Annotated in this window: 16 protein-coding genes; 7 read left to right on the top strand and 9 right to left on the bottom strand. The window is 59.0% G+C overall.

Annotated elements, in window-relative coordinates:
• Positions 1–217 precede the first annotated feature (217 nt).
• The 3 genes from N2601_RS20325 to N2601_RS20315 all read right to left on the bottom strand — a co-directional run bounded on the left by N2601_RS20325 (position 218) and on the right by N2601_RS20315 (position 3,841).
• Positions 218–2,461: a methyl-accepting chemotaxis protein gene (locus tag N2601_RS20325; protein WP_260304647.1), complete on the bottom strand. Its 2,244-nt coding sequence runs from the start codon at positions 2,459–2,461 to the stop codon at positions 218–220.
• Between the two features lie 121 nt (positions 2,462–2,582).
• The gene (locus tag N2601_RS20320) at positions 2,583–3,500 is read right to left on the bottom strand and encodes a 1-acyl-sn-glycerol-3-phosphate acyltransferase (protein ID WP_260304646.1); all 918 of its coding nucleotides are present in this window, start codon (positions 3,498–3,500) and stop codon (positions 2,583–2,585) included.
• 74 nt (positions 3,501–3,574) lie between these two features.
• A complete protein-coding gene (locus N2601_RS20315; protein ID WP_245464144.1) occupies positions 3,575–3,841 on the bottom strand; it encodes an MliC family protein in 267 nt (88 codons plus the stop codon).
• Between the two features lie 430 nt (positions 3,842–4,271).
• Between N2601_RS20315 and N2601_RS20310 the strand changes: the two genes are divergently transcribed.
• A complete protein-coding gene (locus N2601_RS20310) occupies positions 4,272–4,550 on the top strand; it encodes a hypothetical protein (protein WP_104826074.1) in 279 nt (92 codons plus the stop codon).
• A 106-nt stretch (positions 4,551–4,656) separates the two neighbouring features.
• Here N2601_RS20310 and N2601_RS20305 read toward each other — a convergent pair whose 3' ends face one another.
• Positions 4,657–5,772 (bottom strand): AraC family transcriptional regulator, encoded by a 1,116-nt coding sequence (locus N2601_RS20305; RefSeq protein WP_260304645.1) that lies wholly within the window; start codon positions 5,770–5,772, stop codon positions 4,657–4,659.
• 354 nt (positions 5,773–6,126) lie between these two features.
• Between N2601_RS20305 and N2601_RS20300 the strand changes: the two genes are divergently transcribed.
• From N2601_RS20300 to N2601_RS20290, 3 genes are all read left to right on the top strand, one after another.
• The gene (locus N2601_RS20300; protein ID WP_260304644.1) at positions 6,127–7,314 is read left to right on the top strand and encodes an MFS transporter; all 1,188 of its coding nucleotides are present in this window, start codon (positions 6,127–6,129) and stop codon (positions 7,312–7,314) included.
• Between the two features lie 126 nt (positions 7,315–7,440).
• Positions 7,441–9,735 (top strand): FdhF/YdeP family oxidoreductase, encoded by a 2,295-nt coding sequence (locus tag N2601_RS20295; protein ID WP_260304643.1) that lies wholly within the window; start codon positions 7,441–7,443, stop codon positions 9,733–9,735.
• The gene (locus N2601_RS20290) at positions 9,732–10,058 is read left to right on the top strand and encodes a hypothetical protein (RefSeq protein WP_260304642.1); all 327 of its coding nucleotides are present in this window, start codon (positions 9,732–9,734) and stop codon (positions 10,056–10,058) included. Before N2601_RS20295 ends, N2601_RS20290 begins: the two co-directional genes overlap by 4 nt.
• A gap of 60 nt (positions 10,059–10,118) precedes the next feature.
• On the opposite strand, the gene N2601_RS20285 is transcribed toward N2601_RS20290, so the two are convergent.
• The 5 genes from N2601_RS20285 to N2601_RS20265 all read right to left on the bottom strand — a co-directional run bounded on the left by N2601_RS20285 (position 10,119) and on the right by N2601_RS20265 (position 16,737).
• Positions 10,119–11,357 carry a pyridoxal phosphate-dependent aminotransferase gene (locus tag N2601_RS20285; RefSeq protein WP_260304640.1) on the bottom strand — a complete coding sequence of 413 codons (1,239 nt, stop codon included), beginning with the start codon at positions 11,355–11,357 and terminating at the stop codon, positions 10,119–10,121.
• A gap of 9 nt (positions 11,358–11,366) precedes the next feature.
• Positions 11,367–12,929: an L-piperidine-6-carboxylate dehydrogenase gene (gene amaB / locus N2601_RS20280; RefSeq protein ID WP_260304639.1), complete on the bottom strand. Its 1,563-nt coding sequence runs from the start codon at positions 12,927–12,929 to the stop codon at positions 11,367–11,369.
• A 70-nt stretch (positions 12,930–12,999) separates the two neighbouring features.
• Positions 13,000–14,415 carry a 2-oxoadipate dioxygenase/decarboxylase HglS gene (gene hglS, locus N2601_RS20275; RefSeq protein ID WP_260304638.1) on the bottom strand — a complete coding sequence of 472 codons (1,416 nt, stop codon included), beginning with the start codon at positions 14,413–14,415 and terminating at the stop codon, positions 13,000–13,002.
• Positions 14,416–14,546: 131 nt separating this feature from the next.
• The gene (locus tag N2601_RS20270; RefSeq protein ID WP_104826068.1) at positions 14,547–15,443 is read right to left on the bottom strand and encodes a LysR family transcriptional regulator; all 897 of its coding nucleotides are present in this window, start codon (positions 15,441–15,443) and stop codon (positions 14,547–14,549) included.
• A 10-nt stretch (positions 15,444–15,453) separates the two neighbouring features.
• Positions 15,454–16,737 carry an NAD(P)/FAD-dependent oxidoreductase gene (locus N2601_RS20265; RefSeq protein WP_260304637.1) on the bottom strand — a complete coding sequence of 428 codons (1,284 nt, stop codon included), beginning with the start codon at positions 16,735–16,737 and terminating at the stop codon, positions 15,454–15,456.
• A 427-nt stretch (positions 16,738–17,164) separates the two neighbouring features.
• Between N2601_RS20265 and N2601_RS20260 the strand changes: the two genes are divergently transcribed.
• The 3 genes from N2601_RS20260 to N2601_RS20250 are packed head-to-tail and all read left to right on the top strand — an operon-like array spanning position 17,165 to position 20,129.
• Positions 17,165–19,102, top strand: coding sequence for a TadE/TadG family type IV pilus assembly protein (locus N2601_RS20260; RefSeq protein WP_260304636.1), 1,938 nt, complete (start codon positions 17,165–17,167; stop codon positions 19,100–19,102).
• Positions 19,099–19,695: a TadE/TadG family type IV pilus assembly protein gene (locus tag N2601_RS20255; RefSeq protein ID WP_104826066.1), complete on the top strand. Its 597-nt coding sequence runs from the start codon at positions 19,099–19,101 to the stop codon at positions 19,693–19,695. The genes N2601_RS20260 and N2601_RS20255 overlap by 4 nt, the downstream gene beginning before the upstream one ends.
• Positions 19,692–20,129, top strand: coding sequence for a TadE/TadG family type IV pilus assembly protein (locus N2601_RS20250; protein WP_260304635.1), 438 nt, complete (start codon positions 19,692–19,694; stop codon positions 20,127–20,129). Before N2601_RS20255 ends, N2601_RS20250 begins: the two co-directional genes overlap by 4 nt.
• Positions 20,130–20,146 lie beyond the last annotated feature (17 nt).

Genomic DNA, 20,146 nt, shown 5'->3' with positions numbered 1-20,146 from the left:
GGTATGGGTGCAGCTTGCACGGGCGCAGCCCGATGTTCGACGAGCCCGTTAAATGGACGCAAAATACTGTCGACCTCGGAACGGCTGCAAAGGCGAGATCAAAGTGTTGCCCGAGCTACCGCAATGGTGCCCGGGCACCTTTTAGGCCGAGCTTGTCCTCGGCCTATTCGGTTATGTCCGGCTATCTTCGGCGCATGCACATCCTCAGAGATAGCAATTAAGCGACCTTGGCACGAGCGCCTTGCTCGGCCTGCACGGCATTCTCATCGAGATCGAACTGGCTGATAAGATGCAGCAGATGGGTCGCTTCCTCCGCCAAGGACCTGCAAGCCGCCGTCGATTCCTCCGCCATTGCCGCCGTCTGTTGCGTCGACATGTCGATTTCCTTGATCGTCGCACCGAATGCGCCGAGATGCGTCGCCTGATTGGATGCAGTCGAGGCGATATTCGAGACGACCGACTTGATGAGATCGATTTGGCCGGCGATTGTCTTCAGCAGTTCGCCGGTGGAACTGACAAGCTGAGTTCCCCGCTCGACACGCCGCGACGAGGTATTGATCAATTCCTTGATCTCCTTCGCGGCGTCGGCGGAGCGCTGCGCCAGCGCGCGAACTTCTGAAGCGACGACGGCAAAACCCTTTCCGGCGTCACCGGCGCGCGAGGCCTCCACACCGGCATTCAATGCCAGAAGGTTGGTCTGGAAAGCAATTTCGTCGATGACGTTGACGATGCTGGCGATCTGCCGCGAGGAATCCTCGATTTGGCCCATGCCGGCAATCGCCTGGGACACGATCTCGTCGGAAGAGGAGGCGGCCGAGTGCGCCTCGGCAACGATTGTATTGGCCTTGTTAGCCGCCTCGGCGGTTCGATTGACGTCCGTGGAGACCGCATGCAGCGTGTTGACGGCGCCTTCGAGAACGATGGCTTGATGCTCCGTTCGCGTGGCAAGCGTGTCCATCGCGCCGCTCATCTCATCGGCAATCGAAGAAATCGACTTTGCTTGGGTAGAAACGGTCAGCACGGTATGACTGAGCTGCGTCACCGCTTCATTGAAGTCATCCTTCAGTTGCTGATAGTCCGCCGGGAATTTCATAGCGATCTTGTGGGATAAGGTGCCGTTGGCAAGGGCGGACAGGCTGCTGCCAATTTCAGCGACGACCCCGGCTTGAATACGAGACCTGTCAAGCCGATCAGCTTCCATGACCTTGCGTTCGCTTTCCGCCACAGCTTCGGTCCTTCGCGCATCCTCTTCCGCAACCCTCTTGGCAACGGCATTGTCCTTGAAGACGAGAACCGCTCGGGACATGTCCCCGACCTCGTCAGTGCGGGTCGTTCCTTCCACATCACCGCTGGTGTCCCCGGAGGCCAGCCTTTTCATTTCCGCCACCAGCCGGACGATCGGCCCGGAAATGGAGCGGGATGCGACAACGGCCAGCAACAGCGTGAAAAGCGCTGTCGCCGCAGTGATGGCGAGGATTTTCCACAGCATGTCTACCGCCGGCGCAAAGACCGCCGTCGTCGGCTCGACCGCAATGATCGACCAGTTCTGTCCGCCCCATGACAGCGGCTCGGACGCTGCGAGGACTTCCTGATCGCGATAGACGCTGAACGAGGCTTTCGGGGCGAGGAGGCTCTTGTCGATCGCCAACGATGCGTTGCTGCTGCCGGAGAAACGCGATGTCGAGCGCGCCAGGCCGTCGCTTCCCGCAAAAAGCGCTTCGCCCTGCGCACTGAAGCCGGCGCTGTCATGCATGATCGCATCGATGACATTCGTGCTGACGGCGACGACTAGCGTGCCCCCACGCTCGTCGGGGATCATCGCGTTGGCGACCCCGATCGCAAAAAAGGCCAAGCCCGGTCCTTCTTTCGACGGCGGGGAGAAATCCGTCATCACCGCCCGCCGCTGGCCCTGAGATAGTCGTACGGCTTGAGCGATCGGGCTATCGGGCGCAACCGCGCCGAGCGGATCCGTCCCGGTGCTGTATATGAGTTCCCCTTTTGCGTTGATGAGCAGAATGTTGGAGTAGCCATGCTCGGAACCCAGGGATTTCAGCCAGACGTCGATCTGCTTGTAGGCATCCAGATAGAATTGCGCCTTCGGCGTCGCGCCGCCCTTGAGATCTTCGCCTGAGGCCTTGAGTTTGGACAAGGCGGCTGCCTGTTCCTGCGGCAGGATCTTGTAGCCGGTAATCATGTTGTCGAATGATTTCACCAGCGCCGGATTGACGGCCAGACCCTCGATATCGAGCTTGGACATATCCAGCTTGGTTGCCAGTATATTCCGCTTGGTACTGGCAACATATTCCAGGTGAGTTCCGATCAGGCTTCTAGCGGTGGAGAATGACGTCAGGCCCGCGTAACCGGCCACGGTGCCGCAGGCTAGCACGGTAACCCCGACCATCAACACCGGGATCTTTCTACTGATCGTCCAATTGAATTTCGCCGCTAAAACAGCCCACATTTTTGTAACCCCAGCAAGCAATGCCAAATACTGCTACCAATGAGGTTAAATTTGCATAAATGTCGACATAATGTCGTTAGATATCGCGAGGCGCCGTCGTGACCTCCCGGCACTATGGCTTTCACTTGGAAATGCCAGTTATCTCCCATCCGGTGCTGATGCCGCCTTCACGCCAGAGCCAGTGTTGTTGCTGGGCCCGCAGCGCAGCCGGAGACAGGCGCCGCCGGTCATAGGGCCGCATGGCGATAACCCTTTGCTGGATATGATTCATCACTGCCTTGCGATCGCGGATGGCGGCAAGCTCGCTCCAGGGCATCAGGCAATCGACGCGAGCGGTGATGGATCGCTGCGACAGGCGGTGGAATTCGTTGAACAGCAGTGCCAGGCGCACCGTCGGCGATACGCGGCTCATCATTTGAAAAAGCAGGCTGTTCTGCCCTTCGATAAAGATCGACAGCACATTCGCCTTGCCCATCTGAATGAGTTTCGCCAGGAACATCTTCCACGGTAGTTCCTCGGCCGGCCCGAAGCCGCGCGGCGCTGTTGCCACGCCGCCGGAGGGGAAAATGCCGATCGTGACGCCGTCGCGCAGCAGCCTGATCGCCTCATTGCGGGTGGAGAGATTAACCTCCATCGCCTCGGCGGTCTCATCGAAAGAGATCGGCAGGATATAGGGCCGAAATTCCGGCACCTTCATCATGCGCTCGTTGACGATCACCCGATAGGGCCGGCCGAAATGTTCGGCAATGGCGCCGAGCGCCATGCCATCGGCCACGCCGAACGGATGATTGGCGACCATCACGATCGGGCCATCGGGTATCTCTCGCATCGGCCACTCGCCCTTGATGCGGAAGTCGATGCCGTACATTTCCAGTATGCGACCGAACGGATGTTGAGAAACACCGTGAACATCGACGCGCCAGCGTTCAAAGACTTTTTCCACCGCGCGGCGGCCAAGTGCATTTTCGATGCCACGAATGGCCATGCGCTTAGCGAAATGATCCTTGTCGTTGGCGTAGGAAAGCAGGCATGCGGTCATGTGTTCAACCCATGTCAAATGCCCCGCAGCTTCGCAGAGGGCGGTGATATCAGTTTCTCGATTGATGCTTGGACTTATCGCGTGTGGCAGTTGGTCGATCGACCGGGCGCTTCCAGTTGCGCGTCTCTGCCCTTGATCCAGAAAACCACGCTGCCATCCGTGTAGCGCGCGCCTGAACCGGATCTCGCCTGCGGCAAGCGGTAGCTGCGCCCGCCTGTCGTGATGAGGGCCTCGTTGCTTGAATTCAGGAAGCTTGCCGTCAAGGCCGTGCCGTCGTCGCAACGATAAAACAGACCGACCTGGTCCTCCGCGAAAGCAGGGGCCGCGCTCAGCAAAAACATTGCGCCTAGCGCTCCAAAAATAGCCATGCCGATCCCGTTCACGCTGATCTCCTTGCGTTGGAAAGCATGGACGCTAGCGGAAGATGGGAACGGCGGCTTTGCCGTATGTCCCATCGCGCCTTGCGCACCGTCTCATTCCTCTAGGCGAACGGCTAATGTTTCCGTTCGCCGCGAAGCGCCGAGGGAAGGCGGCTCAGCCCGACGATATTAAAACCTTCTTGGGTAAATACGCGCATCGCCGGCCTTCGGTTGAGCGATAATACATCAAGTATTTGCCAAGCGTCTCAGCGAAGTTTTCTGAGCGTATCAATTTCATTGCTGGCCTCACAAATATGCGCTCCAGTGATTGCCCTTCATTACCGCCCACGTATCTTGCGCGACGTAAGTGATTGATCTCTCGCCACGAAATTTAGATTTAATGGAGTCCTTGATGAAATCTTTGTCTTTATTGCCGCGCCGTACGGCGATCGCCTTTTGCCTTGGAATGGCCTTTGCTTCGAGCGCGGTGATCGTCCTGCAACCGAGCCATGCCGAAGCCCAATGGGGCGCCAATCAGCCCTATATGCAGTCGGCACTCAGCTCGCTGCTTGCGGCGAAATCATCGCTGCAGAAGGGCGCGACCAACAAGGGGGGCCACCGCCTCAACGCGATCGATCTGGTCAATCAGGCGATCGTCGAGGTGCAGGCCGGCATGGGTGCCGCCAACTGATCGCGCGCGCCGGAAACCACCTTTTGAAGGCGCCCGCTCGGGCGCCTTTTTTGTTGGCTTCAAGCTTCGAATTATTGCGGAGGCAATTGGCCCGTCTACCGGCCCACTACGGCTTGCGGTCGCCGCGAAGCGCCGAAAGTTGCGGCATGGCGCCCGTGAGCTGAGCCACCCAGCGCGCCGATTCGGCATCGGGATGCGGCTCGGCCGGGTGATCGTCGCGAGGCGCGTTGGAGGTCCGCAGCGAGCGCTCTCGCGCCTCGCCGGGCGTGATGCCAAACTCGCGACGAAAGGCGCGGATGAAGGTCGCGTCCGAGCTGAACTGGCATTCGATGGCGACGTCGATGACCCGCCAAGGGCGGAACGCTGGCGTAACGAGGATGGCGAAGGCGCGATGCAGCCGGCGCTGCTGAATGTAGCTCGCCGGGCTCTGCGGTGCGAACAGGCGATAGAGGCTTGCGCGCGACAAGGCGAAGCGGCGGCAAAGGTTCGGCACGTCAAGCGAGTCCGTGCCGAGATTTTCCTCGATGTGCCGTTTGATCCGGGTTCGCAGCGCTTCTTGCGATAAGCGTGGCAGAGGGTCGGCGTTGTCAGCGCGCCACTCCATGCCGCCGGCGGCGAGTTGCGCCAGCGATTGTGCTGCTGCTTGGCGCTCCGCCTGCGTGAGCTGCGTCGCGCAACGCCGCAGCGTCAGCATATGTTCGCCGAGCAACGTTCCAAAAGCGGCATCGCGCCTCGCGACGACGATCGTCGGAACGTTTTCGATCGCAGCGAACAGAGGCGCAAGCAGGGGCCGAGGAAGCATGAAGCTCAAAACCTGGACGACGCCGTCATCCCCCGGAATCTCCCGCGTCAGGAGGGGTTTGCTCATATTGATCAGCGAGACATCGCCCGCTCGCTGCAGAAAGGTGTGTTCGCCAGCGATGAATTCAGCGCCACCGCCGAGATACATGACGAGCTGAAAATGGTCGAGGCCCCGCGCGACGTGCTCAGGCGTCCTGTTATAGCGCAAGGCGCTCGACCGACTTTCCAGCAACAACGCGCTGCCAAGATGCAACGTACTGGCGGCGAAGCGGAAATTCTCCGGCTCGCCCAGCATCGTTGCGTCGCAGATGTCGACAATCAGCTCACATAACCGCTCGAATCCCTGCCGCGGTGAGGCAAAAGCGGCGATATCAAACAACAATGGCTGCCCGTCTGTATCGGGCGCGGCTTCAACACTCATTTCGCCTCTCGGGGGCTGAATAGCAATGGAATAAAAAACCCAGCGGGAACAAGGATGGTCAGCATCCTGAGCCCATTCGAATATCGATAATTCAATGCGGCCGGCCGGAACCAATACTGCTGTCAGGCTTAAGCCGGCGAATGTCAGTCAGAAATCGAACGTATAACGCCATAAGAAACAGTTGCGATGACAGCAGGCAACGCATGTCCGAACCTTATCTGATCGCCGATCGTCGCAAATAATTGGAGCCCAGCCATTTGATTTACGGATAGGCGAAAGCTGCCGAAGCATCGCGATTGCCTAGAACTTTAAGCCGTGCGATGCAGAGCGTCCCATCAGCTCGCATTGGTCCTCATGGCTCGCCCTCATTTAAAAGCTCTGCTTCCCTTTCTGCTCCTATTGTTCGTGGGAACAGTCTGCAACGCGATGATCGCGCCATTCATGGGCTTCTTCATCGTCGAAGGTCTGAAACAGCCCCCGTGGACGATCAGCATCTATGCGGGCGCCCTGTCATGTTTGGCGATTGCTATCAATCGTCAGTTTGCCGGTCGTATCGACCGTGGAAAAAATGCCTTTCCGCTGATCGGGATCGCCTTGGCCGGCTACCTCTCGGCGAACCTTTCTTTGTCAATCATTCCGTCTCTCTGGACGGTGCTGACCTTCGGCGTGATCGGGTTCGGGGTGAGCACCAGCGCCGTATCGACGATGTTCAGCCTTGGCGGCGGTTTGGCCGCGAAGCACCAGATCGAAAATCGCCGGCTTAACGCCTTCATGCGTGCCACGACATCCACGGCCTGGATGGTCGGACCGGCGGTCTCCTTTCTCGTCGCAGATCAATTCGGCAAGGCCGCGGTCTTCCGATGCTGCGTCTTGCTCGGACTCGTCTGGTTGGCGCTTTGGTGGTGTGTGAAGCCACAAAATGCTACGGCCAAGCCCAAGGAAAGCGTCCCGGAAAACCGTGAGGGCGGTAACGCAAATCCCGGACTTTGGCTGGCTGCAACATTTGTGTTCTGCCTGTCGTCCGCGCACTCCCTGACGTTTTCGACCTTGCCTCTTTTCTACGTGCAGGAGGTCGGGCTGCCCGGCTATGCGCCGGGGACGGCCTTCACCGTAAAAACCTTCGTCGAAGTATTCGCGATTTTTTCAACCCCGCTTCTGATGGCCCGGTTTGGAATTCGGAAGCCCTTGATGGCCACGACGCTGCTAGCCGTTGTCGCCATCCAGGTTCTGGCGTCGGTCCAGACTTTTCCGCAGATGGTGGCCGGTGCGGCAATGGAGGGGCTCTACTATGGGCTCTATGCAAGTCTTGGCATCAGTTTTGTGCAGTCCTACGCCGAAGGCCGTCCGGCGCGTGCCACCGCAATTTACTGGAATACGCTGATGATTAGCGGCGTGCTCGCAGGCCCGGCGGTGGGGATCATCGCACAGGCCTACGGCTTTCGAACCGTGCTCCACGTTGCTTCCTTGGTCGCTCTCTTTGCCGCTGTCGTCCTGTTGTTCGGCGCTCGCCAGTCAAGAGTGTTGACAGCATCCGAGCCTTGAAGGCGCCAATGTGCGATGTGGTTGTCGAACCCCAGAAGCACACTTGCGATCACCGATAGGAAAATTCTATCAAGCCATTAGGTAAGTAATCTTGACCTTTGCTGCGCCGCAGCAAATAGATGCGTCATGAGCACTGATTTTATTGGAAAAAAGTCATCGGCGGCCGGCGGTTGGGGCGCGCTGAAGAGCTGCGGCAAGCGACTGTTGCAAAGCGGAGCGCCGCTTTCGGGTGCACGCGCGATGCTGCGTGCCAATCAGCCTGATGGTTTCGATTGCCCGGGCTGCGCCTGGGGCGATCCAGAACATGGTTCTTCGTTCGAATTTTGCGAGAACGGCGTCAAGGCCGTTGCATGGGAGGCGACGGAAAAGCGTGCCAACCCCGCTTTCTTCGCCGCCCACACCGTTTCGGAGCTGCGGCGCCTCAGCGACTATGAGCTTGAACTGAACGGCCGCCTGACTCATCCAATGCGGTACGACGCGGCAAGCGACCGCTATCTGCCGGTGGCCTGGGAGGAAGCCTTTGCCGAAATCGGCTCGGTGCTGAGGGGCCTCGACAATCCCAATCGCGCCGAATTCTATACGTCGGGGCGTGCGAGCAACGAGGCAGCCTTCCTCTATCAGCTCTTCGTGCGGCTCTACGGCACCAACAATTTTCCCGATTGCTCCAACATGTGCCACGAGGCGAGCGGCGTCGCCTTGAAGCAGGCAGTCGGCGTCGGCAAGGGAACCGTGCTCCTCGAAGATTTCGAGGAAGCGGACGCAATCTTCGTGATCGGGCAGAATCCGGGCACCAACCATCCGCGCATGCTCGGCGATCTCCGACGCGCCGCAATGCGCGGCGCTCGGGTCGTCGTGTTCAACCCGGTCCGCGAGAAGGGCTTGGAGCGCTTTTCCGATCCGCAGGACAAGGTGGAGATGTTGCGCGGCGGATCGACCGAGATCGCCAGCCATTATTTTCAACCGCAGCTCGGCGGCGATATGGCTGCCGTGCGCGGCATGAGCAAGGCCGTGTTTGCGGCCGATGATGCGGCAATCGCCGCCGGCCTACCGTCGATACTGGATCAGGCCTTTCTGGCCGAGCATGCCGCCGGCTTCGCAGACTATCGCGCCGCGGTGGAGGCAACGAGCTGGGCCGACATCGAGGACCAATCCGGTCTGAGCCGCGCAGAGATCGAGCAGGCCGCGGCCGTCTACATCAATGCCGAACGCGTCATTTGCACCTGGGCGATGGGTGTGACGCAACATGTGCATTCCGTCGCGACGATCCGCGAAATCGCCAATTTCATGTTCCTGCGCGGCAATATCGGCAAACCCGGTGCCGGTCTTTGCCCGGTGCGCGGCCATTCCAATGTTCAAGGCGACCGCACCGTCGGCATCAACGAAAAGCCGTCGGAGGATTTTCTTGCTGCCCTGGAGAAGGAGTTCGGCTTCGCGGTACCGCGGGAACACGGACACAATGTCCTGGCGGCGATCGGCGCAATGCTCGACGGATCGGCCCAGGCGTTCATCGGCCTCGGCGGCAATTTCGCCCGGGCGACGCCCGATAGCGCGCTCGTGGAGAAGGCACTCCGTCACCTGAAGCTTACGGTTCATATCGCGACCAAACCGAACCATTCGCATCTGATGCCGGGCGAAATCGCTTTCATTCTGCCCTGCCTGGGGCGCACGGAAATGGATCTGAATGTGAACGGGCAGTCCCAGCTCATAAGCGTCGAGGATTCCATGAGCATGGTTCATGGCTCGGCCGGCATCAATCGCCCTGCGTCGCCGCACCTGCTCTCGGAAGTCGCCATCATCGCCGGCATTGCGGCCACCACCGTCGGCAATACCCATGTGGATTGGGGGCGGCTCGCCAACGATTACGATCGTATCCGCGACCACATCGAGGCGACGATTCCCGGTTTTGAGCGCTATAACGAGCGTCTGCGCAAGCCGCGCGGCTTTCATCTGCGCAACAGTGCGGCGCATCGCGAGTGGAATACGACAGCCGGCAAGGCGACCTTTTCTTCCGGCAGCCTGCCGGAGGAAACGGTCCATCAACGGGCGCGCAAGGGCGGTGGACGCTTCGCACTTCAGACATTCCGCTCGCACGACCAGTACAACACGACGGTCTATGGTCTCGACGACCGCTATCGCGGCGTCTACGGCGAACGGCAGGTAATTTTCATCAACCCCGACGACCTGGCTGCGCTGGGCGCCGGGAGTGGCGAGCGCGTGGATGTCATCGGCGAATACAACGACGGCGTGGAGCGGAAAGCAGCGGATTTCCGGCTCGTCCCCTACGATATTCCGCGTGGCAGCATCGCCGGCTATTATCCGGAGCTGAACGTTCTGGTACCGCTCGCCAGCGCCGGCGAGGAAAGCGACACGCCAACATCGAAATCGATCATGGTGTCGTTGCGGACCCGCGAGGCATCTTGAACGACATCGCGACCGAGCCGCAGATATTTTTCGATCTGGTCGAAAATCTCGTTCAGGTGAACAAACACCTCACCGGACTGCAGGGCGCACTGCTCGTCGCTTGTGCGCTCGACATCGCCTCGGACAGTCGAACGTTTTCGAAGCGACTTGGTGTCGAGCATGCTCTCGTGCTGCGCGAGCTCAATGTCTTGGACGCAGTCGGCGAGTTTTTGGTGATTGCCAAACGGGACCCCCGCACCCTTCGCAGTCATTTTCATCTGACAGCGAATGGCCGCGCGATGCTATCATCGGCGTGCCGCATCCGGATCTCGGAGAAGGCCTGACGGCCGTCGTCGTGCGGTAGCCGGAAGGACCGGAGACCTGTCTGAAGGTTCGGTATGGAGTTACCGGCCTTCAGGTCGAAGTTTCGCGACGGCAGCGCCAATTCGTTTGCAAGCGTCTTCGAGTTCCGCAAGCGAGGTCGCATAGGATATGCGGAAATATGGGGCGAGACCGAATGCCGAACCCGGAACGACCGCCACCTCTGCGCTTCGAAGGAGGTAGTCAGCGAAAACGGAATCGCTTTCGACCACTCGTCCCTCCGGCGTCTTTCGACCGACAAGCCCGGCGATGCTCGAGAATGTATAGAATGCGCCTTCCGGAACCCGGCAGGTGATGCCTTCGATATTGTTTAGAGCCTTCACGACCAGGTCACGGCGCTCCTCGAAGGACTTGCGACGCTGAAGGAGGATGTCCTGCGGCCCGGTCAAAGCTTCAACGGCAGCGGCTTGACTGATCGAGGATGGGCAGGACGTCGACTGGCTCTGGACCACCGCCATGGACTTGATGAGCGCCGCGGGGCCGCCTGCATATCCGATCCGCCAGCCGGTCATTGCATAGGCCTTGGAGACACCGTTGATAGTGAGCGTGCGGTTTCTAAGCTCTGGCTTGATCGCCGCCGGCGTAACGAACCGAAAGTCGCCGTAAACAATGTGCTCATACATATCGTCGACCATCAGCCACACCTGCGGATGCTTCAACAAAACGTCGAGGATCGGACGATATTGGGCCTCGGAGTAGGCCGCACCAGATGGGTTTGACGGCGAGTTGAGCATCAGCCAGCGGGTCTTCGGCGTGATGGCTGCTTCGAGGTCTTCCGGAGAAAGGCGAAACCCGTTCTCTTCCTTGCATGGAACAAGAACTGGCTTGCCGCCGGCAATGATCACTATATCAGCGTAGGTCACCCAAAACGGCGTAGGAATGATCACCTCATCGCCCGGATCGAGCGTGGCCATCATCGCGTTATAGATCACTTGTTTCGCACCGGCCGCGACCGTGATCTCGCTCTGCTCAAATTCCAGGCCATTCTCGGTCTTGAATTTGTGACGTATCGCAGCTTTGAGTTCGGCTGTCCCGTCGAGAGCCGTATATTTGGTCTGGCCGGCGGCGATCGCCCGGACCGCCGCCTCCTTGATGTTTTCCGGCGTGTCGAAGTCGGGCTCGCCGGCGCCAAGGACGATCACGTCGCGGCCTTGGCGCTTAAGTTCGTTCGCGAGCCCCGTTATTTTGAGGATTTCCGACACACCGATCTGCGACAGCCGGTCCGCGGGCCTGAAGCTTGTGGTCTGAGCTACACTGTTCATCGCGGCCCCTCACTCGACGTCGAACTTGACACCCTGGGCGAGCGGCAAGGTGCGGCCATAATTAATGGTGTTGGTAGCCCTACGCATGTAGGCCTTCCACGCGTCCGATCCGGATTCGCGGCCGCCACCGGTTTCCTTTTCGCCACCGAAAGCACCACCGATTTCGGCGCCGGAAGGACCGATGTTGACGTTGGCGATACCGCAGTCCGATCCGCGTGCCGAGATGAAGAGTTCCGCCTCGCGCATGTCATTGGTGAAAATCGACGAGGAAAGTCCTTGTGGGACGGCGTTGTGAAGCTTCAAGACCTCATCGAAGTCGCGGTACTTCATGACGTAGAGGATGGGTGCGAAGGTCTCGTTCTCGACCGGCCCTTCCTGCCGGGGCATTTCGACGAGGGCAGGCCGAACGTAATAGGCGTTTTCCTGGCCGACATCGTGCCGCGTTCCGCCCGATACCTCGCCGCCCAGATTCTTGGCGGATTGAAGCGCGGCCTGCATGGCATCGAAGGCGGCCTTGTCGATGAGCGGTCCCACGAGATTGCCATCCAGCGGGTTGCCGACGGTGACGGAGGAGTATGCCTTCTTCAGCCGATCGACGAGCTGGTCGTACACGTTCTCGTGCACAAAAAGCCGCCGGAGGCTCGTGCAACGCTGCCCCGCCGTTCCCATTGCCGCAAACGCGGCGCCGCGCAGCGTCAGATCCAAATCGGCGGTGGGAGTAACGATGGCAGCATTGTTGCCGCCGAGTTCGAGAATTGCCCGCGCGAAGCGATTGGCAAGCTTGGGGCCGACGGCCCGCCCCATGGCGGTGGAGCCCGTCGCGGACACCAGCGGAACCCGGTGATCGTCCACGAGTATCTCGCCGACCTCGCGGTTACCGACGAGAAGCTGCGCGAGTCCTTCGGGGGCTTCTCCCCCTTCAGCCTTGAAGCGTTCCAGCGCCCGGTTGAAGATTGCCTCGGTCGCGAGCGCAGTCAGCATGGTCTTTTCGGAGGGCTTCCAGACGACGCTATTGCCGCAGACGAGCGCGAGTGCCGCGTTCCACGCCCAGACGGCAACGGGAAAGTTGAAGGCGGTAATGATACCGATCACCCCGAGCGGATGCCAGGTTTCCATCATCCGGTGATCGGCGCGTTCCGTGGCGATCGTCAGGCCGTATAGCTGACGGGAGAGACCGACGGCAAAGTCGCAGATATCGATCATCTCCTGGACTTCGCCCAAACCTTCGGATGTGATCTTACCGACCTCAATGGAAACCAGGCGTCCGAGTGCCTGCTTGTTGGCCCGCAGCTCCTCGCCGAGAAGTCGAACGAGTTCGCCCCTCTTGGGAGCCGGCACATTCCGCCAAGCGAGGAAGGCCTCATGGGCTTTGGCGACGCGGGCGGATGCTTCGCTGGCCGGGATATACTTGACATTGCCAACGGTCTCGCCGGTGATGGGCGTGCGAGCACGGATCTCGCCATCCGCATAGGCTTGGGGGGTGACGCCGAGTTCACTCAAGAGCTGGTGTGTTTCGGCCTGCAGCGACTGAATGGATGTGCCGGCTGTCTGGTGAGCGAGAGCTGTCGACATTTGCTTCCCTTTTTCTCTTTTACATTGAAACTGTATTGTTGCGCATCGATTGCGTGGCTTTGCTGCCGCCCTACGCGATAAGGCGTTGGGCCGGCTGCCCAAGCCCCAGGACTTCGTAGGCTAGGTCGAGCGAGCGTCGTTCGGCATCGGCGTAAAGATCCAGTTCGTTTTGGACGGCGGCACCCAGACTTTGTTCGAACGCTACCCGGTTCGAGCTCTCCGAATAGTTCTGTTGCACATCGGTGCCGAGGTTGGACTGGAAGATCCCCGCAGCGCTGACCGGCAGGAAATCCTCGTAGACGATCGGATCGAATCTGACGTATCCGGCGTCGATCAGCGCATCCAAGTTCGACGGAAGGCGACCACCGGCGACGTTGTTCAATCCGGTTTCGGTCGCGGAATACCGGAAGAACGCCAAGCCCTTCGTGCGCAACTCACGCCACTCGTCGGGAAACTGCCTGAACGTTTCGACGAGCTGGCTGTTGTAATCTCCCGAGTTGCCACCGGTCGACGCCACTTGAACGTCACTACGAACAGACGCAAGAAGCTCGTCATACAGCTTCCTGCCCTTGGCCGTCAGGGCTACGCCTCGCTGCTCGATCTCGCCGAACCGCGCCGTGTGCGTTCCGGACGAACCACCATCTGCGGCTGGTTTGAATTTGATGTTCTCCTCAAGTGCCTTGAAGCTCGTCTGGCGGAGAAGAATGGCGCACCGTCGACGCGGCGGACCCTCGATGACTGCTTTCGGACTGATGCCGCGCTTGGGCATGCCTTCCTGAACAGCATCGATATCAAGCGTCCGAGGCGTGAGGTGGTTGATATGCGGCCCTTTGAAGCTGACGACATCCGCGATCAACCGATGAGCATCATGCAGGCGCTTGTAGGTGGCGAGGGTGACGGTGGCATCGCTGTGCCAACGGAACGTTTCCAAGACCTCCCGGACGAACTCATCCGCATCTTCGCTGGCAAGTCCGCCGTCCATTTCCGCCTTATCGACCAGGAAAAGGGCACGGTCGGTAAAGATCTTGCGGCGAGAAAGGATTTCCGCTGCCTCAGCACGCAATACTTCGTCGGCTATCAGTTCCAGGCGCAGCAGGGAGGTGAAGACTCGGAACGGATTGCGGCGAAGAGCCTCGTCGTCTACAGGCCGAAAAGCGGTCGAATGAACGGGTATGCCCGCCACCGACAAATCATAATAGCCGACCGGATACATGCCCATGACGGCGAACACCCGGCGAATATTGAAAAGCTCGTCCGCCGTGCCAAGGCGAATAGCTCCATGGCGTTCGACGCTCAGGCGATCGAGCTCGTCATTGCGAACAAGCGCGTCGTGGAGCCCCGGATCGTTCGCGAGCGTGTCTTCGTTCACGTCAGCGACCAGATCCATGAGAGTTCCGTATTGCGGCACCTCCGTGCGGTACATCTCCGACATGGCCCGCGAAAAACGGGTCCGAACATCATCTGGGTGCACGTGGTCGATCGCCATGATGGCCTCCTCTAGTCTGCTACGAGCTCGGTCATTCTCCGAGATCATGATTGTTGAGGAGTATTCGCTTCGATGTGCTTGTATTTCTATCAAGCAATAGGTCAGATGTTATTCCAACGAGGAATGAACTTTCATCGATCGGCGGCGGTCTGCGCCAATATCCACTTCTTGAAGGCAAGCAGCGGCGGGTGCGAGGCGCGGTCGGTAGGCCATACCAGATAGTACGCCTCGGCGCTCTTCATCTGGAGATCGAGAGCATAGACCAGCTTGCCTTGAGAGAGTTCCTCTTCAATGAGGAACTTTGGCAGCAACGCCACCCCCACGCCTGCTATTGCGGCTTGGGTTGCCGTTGCGAACTGATCGAACAGCATGCCGTGAACCGAATCCGGCGTAACCCCGTTCATCATCATCCAGCGTTCCCAAGCATCAGGGCGGCTGGTCAGATGGAGCAATGGCGCTGCTCGGATGTCCGAGGGCTCCGTGAAATTGTATTGTTCACGCAGCTTCGGACTGCATGCTGGAACGACGATTTCTTGGCGAAGCAACGCAAGCTCGCCGCTTGGCCATTCCGCGGCGCCGAAATGAATCGCAGCGTCCACCGGCTCCAACCGAAAATCGAACGCCGTGATCTTTGTGACGAGATTGACGGTAATTCCAGGATTTTCAGCGAGAAAGTCCGGTAGTCTGGGCGCCAACCATCGGGTGCCGAATGTTGGCAATATTGCAAGGTTCAGCGTCCCTCCATACGGGTTTGCCCGCAGGTTCAACGATGCGCTGCTGATCTTACGCAGCGCGTCCCGGATCTCGCGCGCATAGCCCTCACCTCCGACGGTGAGCTTGATCGTCTGGCGCTCTCGATGAAAGAGCTCCACACCGAGTTGCTCCTCCAGAGCGCGAATCTGCCGGCTAACGGCACTCTGGGTGAGATTGAGCTCCTTGGCTGCCGCGGTTACGCTCCCGGTACGAGCCGCCGCTTCAAAAGCAGCGAGCAGTGGCAGTGAAGGCAAAAATCTTCGCGGTACTTGCACCCATGCCCTCCTACAAGCGCGCTCCTGCCAGATGTGCTACCTGCGCGCCCATTTCGTAGTACGCCTCCTTCGCCATGCGCAAGGGATCGGACTTTGGTTCGGTAATCGGCAGTGGCAAGCCTGCATCATCGATATTGCCGGCAATGTAAGACGCCAAGACCTTTCCGAAGGTCGTTCCAGGCGCAATGCCTCGTCCGTTATATCCGCTGAAGCCCACCACATTGTTTTCAAACTTATGGAACCGCGGAACTGCGTCCGAGGTCATGCCAATTTTCCCGTACCAGGCACTTTCGAATTCGACATCGCCAAGCTGGGGAAAAACCCGTTTCAATGACCGCTTTGCCCAGGACTCGTGAATTGCACGTCCCGTGTTACGAAGCGCTCCGACGCTGCCGAAAACAAGCCGGCCACGCTGGTCCATTCTAAAAGACGAGAGAATTTCCTTCGTATCCCAGCATCCTTCCCTATTCGGAAGGATCGTTTTACGCACATTGTCGGAAAGCGGCTTCGTGGCGAAATTAAAATAGGGAAGATGAACCTGTTCCTCGCGCACGATTTTCCACGGCCCGGTCGAATAAGCGTCGGTCGCTACGACGATCCATTTGCAAGTCACGGAACCCCGACGCGTCGCCACCCGCCAATCATCTGCCCGGCGCTCTACCGCCAAGACAGGGCTCTTCGTATAGACTTTGACGCCTGACGCGATCGCCGCGCGTGCCAGGCCACGCACATAAGCAAGAGGTTGAAGCGTACCGGCCCTCGGATCGAAAAGTGCGCCGGAATACACGGCCGAGCCGGTACGGCGCCGTGTCTCATCGCTATCGAGAAGTTGAAGCGGCGCTCCTCTCGCGGTCCATTGGCGGTGACGGGTCTCGAGCTCTTCCAGACCCTTGCGCCCGACGCCGAGGTGAAGCGTCCCATTCTTTTCCAACTGGCATGAGATTTCATGCTCTTCAATAACCTGGCGAACGAGTACAGGCGCATCCGATAGGAGCTTAAGACATCTCTCTCCATATTCTGGACCGAGGACGCCGGGTATGTCGTCGGGCATCACCCACATGCCGCCATTGATGAGCCCGACATTTCTTCCGGAGCCACCAAACCCGACCTCCACCGCTTCAAGCAGAACTGATTTTATCCCGAGTTTTGCAAGATGGATCGCCGCCGAAAATCCTGTGTAGCCTCCGCCGACAATAACAACGTCTGCGTGAGCATCATCGTTCAGCTCTTCCGTGATCGGGGCGGGCGGCGCTGATGTTTCCCACAGTCCATGCGATTTCGGATCATTCAACATCGGCGCCGATCTTCCTAAAGTTAGCAGTTTTTCAGCACGATATCGCTGCGTCGGTGAACGGACTATCTCATTATGTACAAGAGATCATTCCCTGCAGGAATGAGTTCGACACCTCGCCGGCAGAGCGATAGACGGTCGGTGCGCCCTGAGGGGAGCCGGTTCGCGCGTCCAGCGTCTCGCCCCGCGAAGGCGAGGTGATGACTGGCCCTATCGATGCTGCATGGCCGGGCCTTCGAGAAATTCTATCCGTTTTCGGCATAATTATCCGCATCGCGCCGGCAATGGTGCGGCGCAGCAGAAACAAAGGGTTTTGTTAAGAAATACCCGACAGTTAGTCAGCGCAAGCGAAAATCTCCACCGCTCAACACCTGCGATTGTACCTCCTGCCCGACTTTTTGAAGCTCATCGTTCAAACGGAGACGAGTCAATGAAAATCGCGCTGCATCAACTGCGGTCGCTTTGCCGGAACCGGGACGGCGGTATCGCGATCATGGCAGCCTTATGCCTGCCGATTGTTATCGGCTTTGCTGCTCTCTCCGTGGAGTACGGATACGGGCTTCTGGTGCGCAACGAAAACCAGCGCACGGCGGATCTTGCCTCCTATGCCGGCGCGCTCGCCTATAGTGATACGAGTTCGGAAGACGAGATGAAAGCGGCAGCGCTTGCCGTGGCGAAGCTCAACGGTGTCGATGCCGGCAGCGTTTCCGTTTCGCTGACAACCTCTCCGAAGGACGCGCGCGTTCAGGCGGTGCATGCCACCATCTCCACCGCGAACACACTTTTTCTCGCACCCGTTCTCGGCGTCAGTTCAAAGCTCGAAATCGGGGCTGAAGCTTATTCATCTATAGGTTCGGCGGAGAGCGGCTGCATCATCGCCTTGGACAAATCCGGATCGGGCGTCACTCTCTCGGGCGGCGTGCAGGTCAGCGCAAGCAAGTGCTACGTGAACTCCAACAGTGATGTCGTCGCCCCCTGCGGAACGAAGATCACCAATAAGGGTACGACCTATTACGGCGGTACGTCGCAGCCTTGCCCTTGGTCTACCAACCTCGTGCAGGCAGATGGAAGTGCGGCGCCCGTCACCAAGCAATACACAGAGGATCCTCTCTCGGGAAATTCCGGAGTAGCCGAACTTACCGCACGCTTCGATACCATCCGCAAGGCGTCGTGGCCAAAGAAGGTCTCCGTGAGCACGGGTACCAACATTGAGTTTGGCGGCAACGCGACCCCAAAGCAAACCGCAGACGCCATAACATCCATCGACTGCAGCTACGATCCTGCGAACTACAATCAATATTGGACAACCAAATGGGACATCACCTGCTCCGGGTCTGAGGTGAATATCGGCTCCCTGCTGGTTCACGGCAACGTTCAGGTAAAATTCAATATTTCGGGCAGCAAAAACACGACCTACAACTTCTCGGGCAAGATCCAGAATGATTTCGGCACGAAGCTGGTATTCGGGGACGGCACCTACAATGTTGCAGGAGGCGTTTACGGCGCCGATCTGACATTCGGCGCCGGTTCCTTTCACTTCGGAATGGGCGACACCAATTGCGGCGATGCGCGCTACAGCCTGTGCAGTTCGGGAAAAACCGTCATCGACGGACCCAGCACCTTCATATTGGACGCCGGCTTCTACACGGGCGATGGCGCTAGCCTGAAGCTCGGAGCCGGAACGGCCAACAGCTATACCATCGGCCAGTCCAGCGGCGACAACGCGATGGGCGTGGGTGGCGGCTCGACCACCTATATGGCGGATGCCAGTACGGGCAAGGGTGTTTTCCGCGCCGACGGCGACATCAATGGCGGCGGCGGTGGTAGCTGCATCACGTTTCCCGCAAGCGCACAGCACGACATATCGGGCAGCGTCAACCTCGCGGGCGGCGCCAGGCTGGGTGCCGGGGTCTACACGGTCGACGGATATTTCTCGGTCAATACCGGGGGCGCTAGCTGCAGCGATTCCATCGCCGTTTCCGGGACAAATGTCACGATCGTCATTTCGGGGACCGAAACGCCCTCCGATTGGGAATGCAAAGGAAAGGCATTCTGTTTGACTGGCGGCAATGCCATCACACTTTCTGCCCCGCAGAGCGGCACCTACGCCAATCTTGCGGTTATCGGCCCGCAATCATCGAAATCTTATGCAGACGCGGAAATCACCTCCGGCGGCAGAGGTAAGATTTCCGGCGCGTTCTATTTTCCAAAAGGGCTGATCGATTTCGGCGGCGGCGGCCAGATCGGTGATGCCGCAACCGGCTGCCTGCAATTGATTGGCGCAAGTATTTCATTGTCCGGTGGTTCACAAACGATGTCGGAATGCACTCTGTCGGCCACCAGTAGCGAGGTGGAATTGGTTCAATGATTTTCATCCATGTAGCCGGGAAAAAAGCTCTCCAGCTTCGAGCCGGCCTAAGACATTTTCTGCGAGATATCTCGGGTAATGCAGCAGTCGAATTTGCACTGATTGCGCCAGTTTTCATCCTCATCTTGGCTGGCAGCCTTGATCTCGGCATGCTCATATTCTCGCGCTTTCAGCTAGAAGCTACGGTTTCCGACAGTGCCAGCTATGCGATGGTCAATGCTGATCTGGTCGATGGCAAGGATGGCAGCGATCTGGCAACGAAAATCGCCACCATGATCGCCAGCGAATACGCGGCGGGCGATACGCAGGCATCAGTAAATGTGAATAACGGCGCAGTCGCCAACTACAATGGTGCGAAAATTGTGATCAGCGGCAACGTCAGCCAAGCCGATGCTTGTTACTGTCCGAGCGGCAGCGCGTCGTCGCTTGATTGGGGCTCGCAGCAATCCTGTGGTTCGTCCTGCCCCGATGGCGGGCGGGCGGGCCGGTTTGTCTCCGTCATGGTAAAACAGGCCTATACGCCGTTGTTCTCCGGCTACGGCCTTGTGAAAGGCGACTTTATTGACGCCAGCGCGATCGTGCGGACACAATGAAGCGCGCTATCCGAAAAATTTGGCAGTCGCGTTCCGGCGCTAGTGCGGTGGAGTTCGCGCTGGTTGCGCCAGTCTTTTTCCTCATGCTGTTCGGCATGATCGAGCTCGGCCGATTGCTCTGGACGAGCCATGCCCTCCATGACACGGCGATTGCAACGGCGCGATGCATGGGCATTCCGCAGACGGAATGCGAAGATGGCGGGACTTACAGTGCGTCGAAGGCGGCAGCCTTCGCACGCAGTACGGCTACCGGCTGGTTCGTAGGGCTGGACGACGCATCGGTCACGCTCGATCACGACGCCACTTGCCATGGCTTGGCAGGCTTCTCGCAAGTAAAAATCACCTATCAATTCATCACCGTCGTGCCAGATTTACTGATGTCCTTGTCCGGCGGCACAAATCTCACGGCCGATGCGTGTTACACAAATCACTGACGGCAGGCGTGCGACCC

The organism is Rhizobium sp. CB3060 (genome assembly GCF_025200735.1).
Lineage (GTDB): Bacteria > Pseudomonadota > Alphaproteobacteria > Rhizobiales > Rhizobiaceae > Rhizobium.
The sequence above is the reverse complement of the archived record's forward strand: the minus strand, read 5'-3'. Positions and strand labels throughout refer to the sequence as shown.